The organism is Mariniradius saccharolyticus AK6 (assembly GCF_000330725.2).
Taxonomy (GTDB): Bacteria; Bacteroidota; Bacteroidia; order Cytophagales; family Cyclobacteriaceae; genus Mariniradius; species Mariniradius saccharolyticus.
In genome coordinates this window covers 1-14,570 of sequence record NZ_AMZY02000013.1, presented here as the reverse complement: position 1 = coordinate 14,570, position 14,570 = coordinate 1, and the positions used below count along the sequence as shown (strand labels likewise).

The following is a 14,570-nucleotide window of genomic DNA, read 5'->3' as shown; positions in this document are numbered from 1 at the left end:
TTAAAATTAAAGTACTTTAGCCTCATTTTTGAGCAATCTAACCAATTCCGCAACGTTGTCCTTATCCACCAACTTGACGGTGCCCTTTGCTGGGGGAAGCTGGAAATTGATCACTTCCGTCGCCACATTTTGACTGGCAGGTTCGACTACCGTAAGCGGCTTGGTACGGGCAGACATGATGCCACGCATGTTTGGGATTTTCCATTCGGCAATCGGTTCCTGGCAGCCGGCCACCAAAGGCAGCTTGGCCTCCAAATATTCCTTTCCACCTTCGATTTCACGAGCCATTTTCACCTTGTCACCCTCGATCTCCAATTTCATCACCGGTGATATCGAAGGGATTCCCAACAACTCACCGACCATTCCGTGCACCATGCCACCATTAAAATCAATCGACTCACGGCCCATCATGATCAAATCATAATTGTTTTGCTTGGCAATTGCAGCAATCTGTTCTGCGACAAACTGGGAATCCTTTGGAAAGGCATTCACCCGGATAGCATCGTCCGCACCGATTGCCAGGGCTTTTCTAAGTGTGGGTTCAGTTTCTGCTTCACCGACATTGAGAACTGTGAGTGTGGCATTCAACTGCTCCTTCAACTCGACCGCCCTTGCCAAGGCATAATCATCGTAGGGTCCGATGATGAACTGTACGCCGTTTTTATCTAGCTTGGTATTGTTGTCCGTAAACTGAATTTTCGAGGTAGTATCTGGAACGTGTGTGATACAAATAAGAATTTTCATCGACTGATTTTTTGGTTACTTATTTTTAAAATTGCGTGAATTTAGTCATAAGGGTATCATATAAAAAAGAAAAAATGAGCAAAAAATCCCGAATTCAGATGTTACAATCGTTTGCGGAACAAGAACCCGACAACCCCTTCAACTGGTATGGATTGGCGCTCGAACACCTCGACGATGAACCTGGGGAGGCTCTAAAATATTTCGAAAAGCTTTTGGCCGAGTTCCCGAATTATCTGCCAAGTTACTATCATGCCGCACATTTATTTGCTCAAATGGGGTATTTGGAACAAGCCCGTTTGGCTTTCGAGAAAGGGATTGAACTTGCGCAATCACGAAATGAACTGAAATCACTCAGTGAGCTGAAAAACAGCTATTTAAATTTCAAATTTGAAAACGATTTGGATTAAGGCATTCAGGAAATCCTTATTACGATTTTGCCCATTTGTTGCCCGGCCTTCATCCTTTCAAATGCGGCAACGCTGTCCTTCAGTTCGAAAATTTGGTCAATTATTGGGACGATCTGTTTGTTCTTCACAAAATCTACCATCTGCAAAAAGTCTCCATCTGAGCCCATGGTGCTTCCCTTGATCGTGAGTTGGTTCCAGTAGACTTTCCTCGCGTTGAACCCGGATGGATTTCCCATCGTCGCACCGTAGAAAATTATCCTGCCCCCGGGATTTGCCACATCAATCAGATTGTTTAGGGTATCTCCCATAGCGCTATCGACAATTAGATCAAATCCCCCGACTGTAGCCCGCACTTCCTCTACCCAATTGGCATCCTTGTAATTGAATCCAGACAGTACGCCGATTTCCTTTGCCCTTTTGATTTTTTCGGCGCTGCTGCTGCTTATATATACCTGGGCACCGGCCGCTACGGCATACTGCGCTGCAAATTGCGCAACGCCCCCGCCAATCCCGGTAATCAAGACTTTCTCCCCAGCCTGAAGTCCACCCTGCACGAAAACCGCCCTGTAGGCAGTGAGTCCCGCCAATGGCAATGCTGCAGCTTCCTCCCAGGACAGGTGTTCCGGTTTGTAGTGAAGCCGATCGTAGGGTACCTGGACATACTCTGCAAGGGTTCCATTGTCGGGAATGCCGAGAATCCTGAAGTCATTGGACTTCGCATGTTCCGCACCACCCCAATTGGAAGCAGGATTGATAATGACCTCTTTTCCAAGCCAATCACCCGGAACTTTTGAACCAATCTTCACAACCTTACCCGCTCCATCCGAACCTAGGATAACCCCGTCACGGAGGTTTGGATACAAACCCTGTCGACTCCATTCGTCCCGGTGGTTCAGGGCAGATGCTACCAGGGAAATGCGTACTTCGTTTTCCTTTAGCGCGGGAAGTTCGGTTTCTACCAGTTCTATTTTGTCCGAAAGATTTCTGTTGAGGATGATCGCCTTCATTGAAAAAACTTCAAAATTGTGTAAAATGCGTCAATTCAATTTAAAACGGCGCTGGCTCGTTGCTGCCAAAACCACCTGGAAAGGTATCGTCAACATCACCGCCATTGGCCTTGCTGGAAAGCCGGATGGTATTCCCCGATTCAAAGCCTTGACCGGCGGCGCTACTCGGAAACTTGCTTCCGTACATGGCATCCTGTGCTTTGTAGGGCACGTTCATTTCCAAATCCGCAAATTTGGTGTATTTGCCGATAAACCTCAGCTTGACCGTGTCCAAAGATCCATTTCGGTGCTTCGCAATAATGACTTCGCCAACTCCCGCAGTCGAGTGCCCTTCTTCGTCCTCCGTGATTCCATAATACTCGGGCCTGTATAAGAACATAACCATATCTGCGTCTTGCTCAATCGCTCCAGATTCCCTCAAATCCGACAATTGCGGCCGCTTGTCTCCTCCCCTTGTTTCCACAGCCCTCGAAAGCTGTGAAAGCGCAATGACCGGGATGTTGAGTTCCTTGGCGATCTTCTTCAAGGCCCTTGAAATACTGGCAATCTCCTGTTCGCGGTTGCCACCTTGTCCGCCACCCTTGGTATCTCCCGACATCAATTGGAGATAGTCTATGACGATCAATTGAATATCATGTTGCGCCTTTAGCTTTCGGCATTTTGCCCTGAGCTCCAATATGGACAATGCAGGCGTGTCATCGACAAACAAGGGGGCCTTCGAAAGCTTTCCTGTCTTATGTACCAACTGCTCCCATTCGTAATCCGCCAAGCTACCTTTCTTGATCTTTTCCGAATCCAACTCGGCTTCTGCGGAAATCAAACGGTTGACCAATTGGACAGAGGACATTTCCAATGAGAAAATCGCCACAGGGCGACTGTGATCCACGGCGGCATTTCTCAATACCGACAATACAAACGCCGTTTTTCCCATGGCAGGCCTCGCGGCAATGATCACCAAATCCGACTTTTGCCATCCCGAGGTCACCCGGTCAAGTGCCGTAAAACCACTTGGAACCCCTGTAAGGCCGTCCTTTTGTCCTTTCTTCGCCTCCAATTCCATGATTGCCTCCTTCAAAATGGATCGCATGTCCGCGTAATTCTTCCGGATGTTTTTCTCGGAAATCTCAAACAGCGACTGCTCCATTTTGTCAAGCAACTCAAAAACGTCCGTGGTATCCTCGAACGCGTCCTTTTGGACTTCGGACGCGATGCTGATGATTTCACGTTTCATTGCCTGCTCGGTGACGATCCGCGCATGGTACTCTATATTAGCTGCAGAGGAAACTTTGGAAGTAAGTTCGGTGATGAAAAAAGCGCCACCTGCCAACTCCAGTTGACCTTTTTTCCTCAATTGGTTGGTTACAGTCAACAAGTCGATCGGTTGACTGTCGGAAAACAACTCGAGAATAGCAGAATAGATGACCTTGTGCGCCTCTTTGTAGAAACTTTCGGGCTTCAGGATATCGACCACGTTGGTCAAAGCATCCCGCTCAAGCATCAATGCTCCCAAGACTGCCTCTTCCAAATCGATGGCTTGGGGCGGCAACTTGCCAATTGACGAAGTCAAACCAAGCTCGGGCTTCCGCCTTCCTACCAATCTATCTTTCCCTTGGGGTTTATTGTCTGCCATATCAACAAAAGTAGATGCTTTGCAACAATCTTTTTGAACATTTTATACACTTGTTATCAACATCGCGCACAAGTCTCTACAAGTCAAATGTTTGATATACGAACGTTGGGTTTTGAAGCTTATTTTCCAGGACCAGGGACCAAAAGGAGTTTTTGCGGAGCAGGCGCTCGATGTAAAAATTTCCCCAAAAATAATCCATGCCGCATCCTTCGGCCAAAGCCTGATTTATTACTTTTGGACATTCTGAAACAATATGTCAAAGAAATACCATTTCATCGCCATCGGTGGTGCGGTCATGCACAACCTGGCACTCAGTATGGTCGACAAAGGCTACAAAGTCAGCGGTTCGGACGATGAAATCTACGAGCCATCCCGCACGCGGCTCCAAAATGCAGGCATTTTGCCACAAGAAAAGGGGTGGTTTCCCGAAAAAATCAAGCATGACCTTGACGGTATCATTCTAGGCATGCATGCGCGCATCGATAACCCCGAACTGCAAAAGGCAAAGGAATTGGGGATTCCGGTGTATTCTTTTCCTGAGTTTGTGTTTGAGCAAAGCCGGGACAAAAAGCGCGTCGTGATCTCCGGCAGCCATGGCAAGACGACCATCACTTCCATGATTCTGCACGTCTTGAAGTACCACAAGCTGGACTTCGACTATTTGGTAGGTGCCCAAATCGAGGGATTTGAATTGATGGTGAGGCTCTCGGATGCGCCTATAATCATTATCGAGGGGGATGAATACCTCACTTCTCCAATTGACAGAAGGCCAAAGTTTTTCCACTACCACCACGACATATTATTAATGAGTGGGATCGCTTGGGATCATTTCAATGTTTTCCCGACGTTTGAAAATTACAAGGAGCAGTTTCAAATTCTCGCTGAGATGACGCCCGAGCGCGGAACGTTTATCTACTGCAAAGAAGATTCCCATATCGTTGGAATCGCCGAAGGGCTCAAATCGAAACCATTTGCCAAAATCCCCTATGGCGCCCATCCGTACACGATTAAGGATGGCGAGACTTTCCTTCTTACCGAAAAAGGGGAAATCCCAATCCTGATTTTTGGAGAGCACAACCTCCAAAATCTCCAAGGTGCGAAAGAAGTTTGCCTCAGCCTGGGTTTGACGGATGGACAGTTTTATGAAGCCATCGGAAGTTTCAAAGGCGCCGCAAAACGTCAGGAGGTTTTGGCGAAATCCGCGTCATCCATTCTTTTTCGGGATTTCGCACATGCGCCCTCCAAATTGAAAGCCACGGTGCAGGCGGTAAAGACACAATTTCCTGAGCGAAAACTGATTGCGGTACAGGAATTGCACACATATAGTTCGCTCAACAAGGACTTTGTCCACAATTACGTAGGGAGCTTTGCCGCTGCAGACGTTGCGGTTATCTATTTGAACCCAAAAGCAGTATCTTTGAAAAAACTCGAACTGATGGACGAGGAGACACTCAAACAGGCATTTGGCCGCAATGATCTCAGGCTTTTCACCGAAATCAAGGATTTGAAAACGTTCCTCGAAAACCAATCCTACGCCAACACCAACCTGCTGCTTATGAGTTCAGGCAACTACGACGACATGGATTTGTCAGTACTCAAAAACAAAATCAACCAAAACCCACAAGCATGAAGTTAAACCTGAAGACGCCTATCGCATTTTTTGATATCGAATCCACTGGGACCAATGTCGCCACGGACCGGATAGTTGAAATCTCGATTTTGAAAGTCCATCCCAATGGCAGCCAGGAAACAAAGACATTCTTGGTCAACCCGACAATCCCCATTCCCCACGAAAGCTCGCTGATACATGGAATTTACGATGCAGACGTCAAAGACCAACCCACCTTCAAGGCGCTTTCCAAAGAACTCCACCAATTGCTTTCTGGAGCGGATTTGGCAGGTTTCAATGTGCTGAAATTTGATATACCCTTGCTGGTGGAAGAATTTCTGAGGGCGGGAATTGACTTTGATATCGAGAAAAGAAATATCCTGGATGCCCAGAAGATTTTCCATATGATGGAAAAAAGGAATCTGGCAGCTGCCTACAAATTCTACTGCGGCAAAACCCTGGAAAATGCCCACAGTGCAGAGGCCGACACCATCGCCACTTATGAGGTTTTTCTAGCCCAGATCGAAAAGTACGTGGGTGAGGAAGCCGAGGACCTTTTGGGCAACAAATTGGGTGTTTTTGAAAATGACATGAAGAAAATCCACACCTTGCTCAATGAAAAAATGGTGGATTTGGCTGGCAGATTTATCTTTAATGAACGAGGTGAGGAATGTTTCAACTTTGGGAAGCACAAGGGCAAAACGATCGAGGCGGTACTCAAAGAAGAGCCATCCTACTACGATTGGATGATGAAGGGGGATTTCCCTTTGGATACAAAACGCAAGTTTACCCAAGTCAAATTGCGAAGTTTCAATCAGCGTTGAGAACAATTGCTCAGTTACAGGTAAGAATTCAGACGGACATACACAAACTTCAAATTATTCGTTAGCACATTCGGGGCAAGCCCTCAAGAAAAAACATGAGAGAATCATTCAAAAAAATTGGACTTCACCTGCTCTTGGTTTTTGTGGCATTTACCGTACTTGGCTTTCTATTCCTCAAGGTTTACCTGCCATTTTACACCAACCATGGACAAACGGTAAGTGTCCCAAACTTAGAGGGATTTTCAGTGGGCGAACTCGAGGATTATCTTAAAGCCAGAGACCTCACTTACGAAGTGGCTTTGGATAGCGGATTTAGCACAGAGATGAGGCCACATACCGTGATGAAGCAAATTCCAAAGCCAGAAAGCAAAGTCAAAAAGGGACGAAAAATCTACGTGACCCTCAATGCCCAAAACGCCCCTCTTCTCAGAATGCCGAACCTTGTGAATAGCCCGCTTAAGAACGCTCAAGAAATCCTTTCAAATATGGGGCTCTTGCGGGGCGAGATTATTTACGTGCCAGATATAGCACCTAATGTGGTGCTAGAGCAAAAATACCGGGGACGGAGTATTCCCGAAGGTTTCGAAGTACCGAAAGGGGCACAAATTGACCTTGTAGTCGGTGACGGCCTAGGAAACCAAGCTTTAGAATTACCCAATTTTGTAGGAATGGACGAAGTAGATGCAGAGTTTTTGCTGATTGGTTCCGGCCTGCGCATGGGTAACATTAATTATGTAGAAACGGATACTGTACCGAGTGGCATTATCATCAGACAGTTCCCTCCGGCAGGAGTGAGTGTCAAGACCGGAGAGGGTGTCGAACTTTGGATTTCTGAAAGCAAAAACCGCACGAACTGATCATAGTTGAAAAACCTTGTACCCCATATCGGTTTTTTAATGCTCTTTGGGCTGATTCTTTTAGCCCCAAAGGATTTATTTGCCCAGTTTACTCAATTACCAACACCCAAGAAACCCCAGGAGAAAAAATCGGAAAATTTCAGGATACAGGACGATCCCCTGCAAATTCCATTTTGGGATGATTTCTCAATCCCTGGCCTGGATACGACAAAGTGGATTTTTCGTGGAGCTACCCAATCCTTTACCGTCGGAAATGAAGCACCATCCTATGGCGTGGTGTTGCTCGATGGTACAAACGAAAATGGTAGGCCCAATTCCACCACTCAGTTGGATCAAGGCGAAACCGACCAAATCACGTCAAAACCAATTGATCTTTCGGTAATCAGCCCGGCAGAGGAAAACACGGTGTATTTGAGTTTCTTTTGGCAAGCAGGCGGCAAAGCTGAGATGCCGGATGCTACGGATGAAATCAGATTGGATTTTTTGGATGCAAATGGTATTTGGGTGACAGTATGGGAAAAAGCGGGCGGACTCTCGGCAGAACAGCTTTTCTTTACGCAAGAATTAATTCAGGTCAGGCCGATATTCCACCACGCGGCCTTTCAATTTCGCTTTGCAATCAGGGGTCGGAGTTCCGGACCCTTTGACAGCTGGATATTGGATTACATTTTTCTTCACAAAAACAGAAACGCGAATGATCTCTTCACCCAGGACAGAGCATTGACTTTGCCCAACGGCAGGCCATTTGAGCGATATTCGTCAGTTCCTCTTTTTATGTTAAAGAGGGATTCGGAATCCTTTTGGATCAATACCCAAAATGAATTCAAAAACTTGAGCAATTCCTTTCGGGCGATGGAATACAGCTTTGAAATCCGGGACAAAGAAAGCCAGTCTGTCGTCAAGTCCATCAACAGCAACACTCCTTTCAACCCGGTACCAACAGCGCAGGAACGCCGTGGTTTTTCAAGCAACCCTATCGAGGATATTGTGCTAACGGACGAGGAAAAAGACTATGAGCTGGTAAGTTATCTGGTTACTGGGGACGGACTTTTGCAAGGAATCGAAAATGGGCAGCCGGTTAGTTACCCTAGCGTGGATTTTCGGGACAATGACACCGTGAGGACCTTGTTGCCAATTAGGGACTTTCTAGCTTACGATGATGGAAAGGTCGATTACTCTGCCGGCATCAACCAGCGGTCGGGAACCCTCGCCCTTCGCTACGAGGTCGATGGCCCCGCTTTCCTAAAAGGTATCAGTATCAATTTCACCAATTTTGCCCAGGTCAACAGCGTCGTGGACATCAACGTGTGGCGGGATTTGGGACAAGCTCCTATTTACACCAAGGAGGTAATTATCCCGGACAAAGGCGCATTGGAAAACTTCGCCTATTTCGAAATTGACCGCAATGTTGAGGTCGGAGGCGTATTTTATGTGGGATTCACCCAGTTTACCAACGACTTTGTCCACGTTGGTTTAGACAAAACCTATGACAATGGCAGTGAGATATTCTTCAACGTCTCCGGTACCTGGCAGCAAAATGAACGAATCCAAGGTTCACTGATGATTCGTCCCCATCTCAGCGCAAGCCGTGTTATTCAAACTGACGCAGACGCATCTATTTCGGTCCGCGCCTATCCCAATCCAGTATCCGGACCTCTCAACCTAGAGGGAGATTTTGACACCTTTGAGGTATTTGATCCGATCGGCAGGCGCATCAATCTACCCGTGACTGAAACTGAAGAAGGCAAAATCATTAATTTTGAAAACATGCAGATGGGCGTATATGTCATCAAAGCATCCAAAGGAAAACATTTACATACATTCAGGATTTTAGTCAAATAAAAGAACATGGAAGACATCACCGCAGCGGAATTAAAGAAAAAGCTGGAAAACAAAGAGGAATTCATTTTTATCGATGTAAGGGAAGAATGGGAATACGAGGAAGACAACCTCGGTGCTACCAACATCCCCTTAGGTCAACTTCCCTTCCAACTTGGAGAATTTGAATCATCAAAAGACAAAGAAATTGTCGTGCAATGTCGCTCCGGTGCCAGAAGCGGAAATGCCAAAAAATTCATGGAGAGCCATGGCTTCAGCAAAGTCAGGAACCTCCTAGGTGGCATTATGGCATACAGGGCGATGGAGCAAGAGGAGGAATAGGCCTGCCCTTTGTTTAAAAAGCCGAAGCCTTAAAGATGTACCCTATTATCTGCCAAGTGACGCTTTTGAGTCAACCGAATTAATCCAACAATCGAATAATGAAAAGAACACTACTTTTTTTCGCTCTTTTGAGCACAAGTTTCTATTGCCTTGCCCAAAAGAAATCAATAGAGAAACAATTCAACCAGAAGGAAGCCATATCACATTTTAGGTTTTTGGCCTCCGACGAATTGATGGGGAGAGATCCCGCACGACCAGAAATGGACGCCGCTTCCCGATATATCGCTGAGCAGTTTTGGAAGTATGGCGCAAAAGAGGTTCCCGGAGCTAAGGGTTATTACCAAGAAATTCCCTTCCGGCTTTCTGCACCGCCGACAAAAGGAACAATTATGTTTGGAGAAGAAAGTTTCAATCAAGGAACGGACCTATTGGTACTTGATGGAGATGGACTCGAAGGCACGTATGAGCTTGTCGTGTTGCAGCATGGGGTTGAAGCCGACTATCAAGGCGTAGACGTGAAAGGCAAGATCATCGTGGCAAACATCGGTGCACCAAACAGAATGAATCCGGCGGATTTGTTCAGCCTAGGCAGGGAAAAAATCGCCCTTGCAAAAAGCAACGGAGCAGTAGCCATCATTGAAATGTTCAACGTGCCTACCGTTCCCTGGCCCGCAGTTGTCAATTACCTCGGTAGGCCCCAACTGACCATCGGTGCCCCTGATTCGAAGGATGCTTTACCATATATATGGGCGAGAGACCTTAAGAATGAGCTCATCAATGCCATCGGACGTGGCGAGATCAAAAACGCCAAAGTTGATATCCAAGGAAAAAAGAACCGAAACATCATCGGCAAAAACGTCATAGCATATATAGAAGGTACCGATCCTGTTTTAAAGAATGAATATGTAATGCTATCTGCCCACTATGACCATGTTGGCGTAGGAAGGCCTGATGCAAAAGGTGACTCCATATATAATGGTGCAAGAGACAATGCGGTCGGTACCGTAGCCGTCATCAATGCAGCGAAATACTTTGCAGAGAATCCACCCAAACGGTCTATCCTGCTTTGTGCCTGGACTGCAGAGGAAAAAGGCTTGCTCGGTTCCGAGTATTTCGCCAACAACCCGCTCATCCCGCTGAAACAAATCATTTACAATCTCAATATCGATAATGGAGGCTACAACGATACCAACCTGGTCACTGTGATCGGATTGGGCAGAACTTCCGCAGATCCATTGATCGAAAAAGCTGTCAGTGAGTTTGGATTGAAGGCGATAGCAGACCCAGCTCCGGAACAGGGCTTATACGATCGATCTGATAATGTGAATTTCGCACGTCGTGGAATACCAGCGCCGACGTTTAGCCTTGGGTTCACAGCCTTTGATGACGAGATATCAAAATACTATCACCAGCCCGGTGACCATGTCGATAACTTTGATTTGGAATATGCAGTCAAATATTGGAAATCCTATATTCTTTCAGCCCAATATATTGCCAACTGGAATCAAAAACCTGTTTGGCAATCCGGTGATAAATATGAAACAGCCGGAAAAGAACTTTATGGATTGAAATAAGCACCCTTCATTAACATTTCAGGCCGGGCCCACACAGGTCCGGCTTTTTTTATTTTTTCTTTGAAAGCTATTTGGTCGATTTGCCGAGTCAATTTTAATAAAAAGCGCCTTTTCAGCCAAATTTTGGACTTTTATTCACCTTTAACATATCTTCAAATCATTTCTATTTTTCATTAAAATGCATTTCAAATATTTTTTTTTGCATTTTGAATAATTTTTTCTAAAAAGTGTTTGGATACTATTTACATTTTACTCTATATTTACATCATAAATTTGTATGTGAAATACAAATACAACTCTAAACTATCTCGCAATGAAAAGGAATTTTAAACTGAGTGCAATGATCGTATTCATTGTATTCTTCAAACTGACAGCAGGCTCCGCCCAACAGTTACCGCAGTTTAGCCAGTACATTTTTAATGGCTTACACATCAACCCCGCTTATGCAGGGTACAAGAATGAAGGCTACATCCAAAGCACCTATAGAAGTCAATGGGTGGGATTAGAAGGTGCGCCTACAACGTTTACAATGACGGCAGATTTGAGTGCCAACGAAGGAATGATGGGTTTTGGTGCCATGGTATTGGCTGACAAAATCGGTCCAACAAGCACCACAAGCGCGATGCTATCTTATGCATATCGCATTCAGACGGGTCGATCCTCCTACTTCAGCCTAGGTGCAAGTGCAGGCGTTTCCCAATACATGATCAATGGTGATGAATTGAGGGCCATCAACCCTGATGATACCGAGCTTCCCCAAGGCAGGCAAAACATGATGACACCAAATATGAACCTGGGCATGTTTTTCCATACAGATGGATTCTACGCCGGAGTCAGTGGTTTCAATCTAATCGGTAAAAACAATTTGGAAAGGGAACATATGGCACTAGCGGTACACGATATACACTACTACATCACAGCTGGTGGCTTATTGAATATTTCTAACAATGTTCAATTCAAGCCCTCCTTCCTGGTGAAATATGTAAGCGGCTCGCCTACTACTTACGATCTCAACGCGATGTTCCTGTTTGCAGAGAAGTTTTGGATCGGTGGATCGTACCGTTCGAACCTTCACCTCAGCAACAACGATCCCGAGGTGCCAAACTTGAGCAACAGAAACGCGCTAGCCTTTATCACCGAATTCTTTGCGACGCCAAATCTTAGAATCGGCTACGCATACGATTACAACTTGAACGTCCTACAAAACATGAGAACCAATTCACATGAAATATCACTTGGATACTACCTCTCTGCCCGTAAGGTCAACATGAAAAACCCAAGATGGTTCTAAAAGAAAAATAGATCGAGAAAATCACCCACCAAAATCAGATAGACAAGAGGGATTTCCGAAGGCAAGTTGTACCGCGATTTTTTCAACAAAAACCACTTGCCTCATTCCCATCAGGGAATGAAATCCAAAGAAAAGGAGATTTTTTAAGTTTAGAGTTTGTCACACTAAAAAGGCCGCCGGAGGTAAAATCATCTGGCGGTTTTTTTCTTTTTACAAAATTGGGTCTGAAAAAACCGCTTCCAACTGGCTGATGTCTGCTGTTGGTAATTCAAAACTACAATTATATTAATAAAGAAATGCCTTCGAAAAAGTCGGATGTTATCAAATTTTTGCTTTGTAAAAAGGATTTTTTTAAAAATCGCAATAATTCGAAATTTTTGAATGCCTGATTATCAGATTTTCACCATGGTATCGGGTTGGTTTTTCATTTTCAAAAATTCCTTATTCGCTTAATTACCCAATTTTCGAATAATCCTTACTCAATCAGCGCACGCTTCAATCAGTCCAATTCCGACGGACACGATTGAAACCAATGGTGAGATAGATACCTGAATCTACCGGCTTCACCCATCCGTGGGTATCCATGCACCGAGGAATTTTTGGACGACCAAAACCACAGGACTCTTCAATTTTAAACTTTAAGGACATGAAGACTTTAGTAAATGCATTTCTCAGGCTACTAGTTGTCAGTACTGGACTTTTCATCCTATCCCAATCGGATGCTTTTTCCCAAAACCAACCAAATCTTCTCGATCTGAGAACCTGTGGGAAGTCTTGTTCTTCCAACAACTTCACGATCAAGGAAGTCTACCTGAGTAATGCGTCCGGAGTTCCACTTGCCAATTCCTTCGCCACTTGTACACCCGGCGTCCAACAAACAGCCTATATTTCATTTGTATATAGTTCGAATTCCGGATCGTCTACGGACAATACGCGGCTTTTTGCGGACCTTGTCATTGGCGGTACTTCACAATACATCAACATATGGCTGGGTAATCTTCCCGCTGCAAAAAGCGGAGACCGGGTTGTGACCTTGAACTACCAATTCACATGGACCTGTGGTTTAGAAGTTAGTCTTAGAAATCCTCTAATGGCTTGGACAACATCTGGGTCGGCGAATCTTTTTAATTCATATCAGTGTAATGATTACCCAAGCGCACAGTGCCAATTTGGTGCTGACATTCTTGTAAATGCACCCTTGGCGGTTCAATTTGACTTCACTGCCTGTACTGAAAATGGCAACACCTCCGTCAATTTTACATCTACCAGTAACGGCGGAAAAAAACCCTACACCTACAGCTGGAACTTCGGCACAAACTCAAGCCCTACCACATCCAATCAGGCCAATCCGAGTGTCGTTTATTCATCCAACGGGACCGCTACGCTCACACTTACAGATGCAAACGGAGTTTCGAATACTTTTACAAAGAACATCCTTCTCCCTTCGGAAATCACCTATTCTTCATCGGTGAACCAACCAACCCCTGGAAATTCAGATGGCTCTATATCCCTGACAATAAACGGCGGCACAGGCAATAAGAGCGTTACTTGGAACGACGGCGGTACCGGTTCGTCGAGAACCAACCTTGCCCCAGGCACCTACGTGGCTACAATTACAGACGAATTCAATTGTCTAAAGACCGCAACGTTTGTACTTTCTAGTCCCACTCCGGGTGTTTCGCTAGTCAAAACCGGTTTGTATGAAGATTTCAATAATGACGGGATCCAAAATGCAGGCGACCGAATTAACTACACATTCACTATTGGAAATACCGGGAATTTCCCACTCACGAATGTTTCAATTTCGGATCCCGCTATTAACGTAAATGGAAGCCCTATTAGCTTGGGTGTTGGAGAGAGCAATTCTACTTCATTCACGGGATTCCATACCATAGTTCAGAACGATTTAGAGCAAGGTTTTTTTACCAATACCGCCACGGTTTCTGCGACAGCTGGATCAATTGTCTTGACCAATACCGATTCCCACACTGAGAATTTCACAATATCACCGAGGATATCTGTTCAAAAAATTCAGGTTGGAGGTCCAAACCCAGTGACCAATCCCAACCAAGTCATCGAGTATCGGATATCTGTTTCAAATGTGGGCAACAAAAACATTTCAAATGTTTCGGTGCTCGATTTTCTTCCGGGAACACCGAACCCAGTGGTTCTAAATGTCGAAAGTGGAGATACAATTGATCCAGGCATTTTAAACGTTGGGGAGGAATGGATCTTTAGCATCTACTACTCCGTCACCCAAGCTGTGTTTGACTTGGGTGAAAACATTGTTAACGTGGTCAATGTAGCCTCAACGCAGATTCCAGGACCGGTGGTGGCATCAGCCAGCACTCCGATTGTTCAAAGTCCTGCCCTGTCCATTGACAAGTCGGTGGCTGAAAGCAGCTTCGACGCAGTGGGAGACGTGTTGAATTATAATATTGTCGTCACCAACACGGGCAATACAACA

At 45.4% G+C, this 14,570-nt stretch carries 12 protein-coding genes; 9 read left to right on the top strand and 3 right to left on the bottom strand.

The annotated features are described in order from the left end of the window. Positions 1 to 6: 6 nt before the first annotated feature. A complete protein-coding gene (locus C943_RS13060; protein ID WP_008628587.1) occupies positions 7 to 744 on the bottom strand; it encodes an electron transfer flavoprotein subunit beta/FixA family protein in 738 nt (245 codons plus the stop codon). A 98-nt stretch (positions 745 to 842) separates the two neighbouring features. Between C943_RS13060 and C943_RS13055 the strand changes: the two genes are divergently transcribed. Further along, positions 843 to 1,151, top strand: a complete 309-nt coding sequence (locus C943_RS13055) for a tetratricopeptide repeat protein (protein ID WP_008628585.1) — start codon at positions 843 to 845, stop codon at positions 1,149 to 1,151. A gap of 5 nt (positions 1,152 to 1,156) precedes the next feature. Here C943_RS13055 and C943_RS13050 read toward each other — a convergent pair whose 3' ends face one another. Both C943_RS13050 and dnaB read right to left on the bottom strand, forming a co-directional pair. Beyond that, a complete protein-coding gene (locus C943_RS13050; protein WP_008628584.1) occupies positions 1,157 to 2,158 on the bottom strand; it encodes a quinone oxidoreductase family protein in 1,002 nt (333 codons plus the stop codon). A 40-nt stretch (positions 2,159 to 2,198) separates the two neighbouring features. After that, on the bottom strand, positions 2,199 to 3,788 hold the full coding sequence (gene dnaB / locus C943_RS13045) for a replicative DNA helicase (protein WP_008628583.1): 1,590 nt from the start codon (positions 3,786 to 3,788) through the stop codon (positions 2,199 to 2,201). A 253-nt stretch (positions 3,789 to 4,041) separates the two neighbouring features. Here dnaB and C943_RS13040 point away from each other — a divergent pair, with 253 nt between their 5' ends. The 8 genes from C943_RS13040 to C943_RS13005 form a co-directional block, all read left to right on the top strand. Beyond that, a complete protein-coding gene (locus C943_RS13040; protein ID WP_008628581.1) occupies positions 4,042 to 5,418 on the top strand; it encodes a UDP-N-acetylmuramate--L-alanine ligase in 1,377 nt (458 codons plus the stop codon). Continuing rightward, entirely contained in the window at positions 5,415 to 6,221 is an 807-nt protein-coding gene (locus tag C943_RS13035; protein WP_008628580.1) for a 3'-5' exonuclease, read from the top strand. Before C943_RS13040 ends, C943_RS13035 begins: the two co-directional genes overlap by 4 nt. 95 nt (positions 6,222 to 6,316) lie before the next feature. Next, positions 6,317 to 7,078, top strand: coding sequence for a PASTA domain-containing protein (locus tag C943_RS13030; protein ID WP_008628579.1), 762 nt, complete (start codon positions 6,317 to 6,319; stop codon positions 7,076 to 7,078). A gap of 6 nt (positions 7,079 to 7,084) precedes the next feature. Then, complete coding sequence (locus C943_RS13025; RefSeq protein WP_008628578.1) at positions 7,085 to 8,920, top strand: T9SS type A sorting domain-containing protein; 1,836 nt, start codon at positions 7,085 to 7,087, stop codon at positions 8,918 to 8,920. Positions 8,921 to 8,926: 6 nt separating this feature from the next. Further along, a complete protein-coding gene (locus C943_RS13020; protein WP_008628577.1) occupies positions 8,927 to 9,238 on the top strand; it encodes a rhodanese-like domain-containing protein in 312 nt (103 codons plus the stop codon). A 98-nt stretch (positions 9,239 to 9,336) separates the two neighbouring features. Continuing rightward, positions 9,337 to 10,812: a M28 family peptidase gene (locus tag C943_RS13015; protein ID WP_008628576.1), complete on the top strand. Its 1,476-nt coding sequence runs from the start codon at positions 9,337 to 9,339 to the stop codon at positions 10,810 to 10,812. Positions 10,813 to 11,125: 313 nt separating this feature from the next. Further along, a complete protein-coding gene (locus C943_RS13010; protein ID WP_008628574.1) occupies positions 11,126 to 12,103 on the top strand; it encodes a PorP/SprF family type IX secretion system membrane protein in 978 nt (325 codons plus the stop codon). Between the two features lie 646 nt (positions 12,104 to 12,749). Then, positions 12,750 to 14,570, top strand: a 1,821-nt coding sequence (locus C943_RS13005; RefSeq protein ID WP_040480634.1) for a PKD domain-containing protein, incomplete at its 3' end; no start/stop codon positions are given.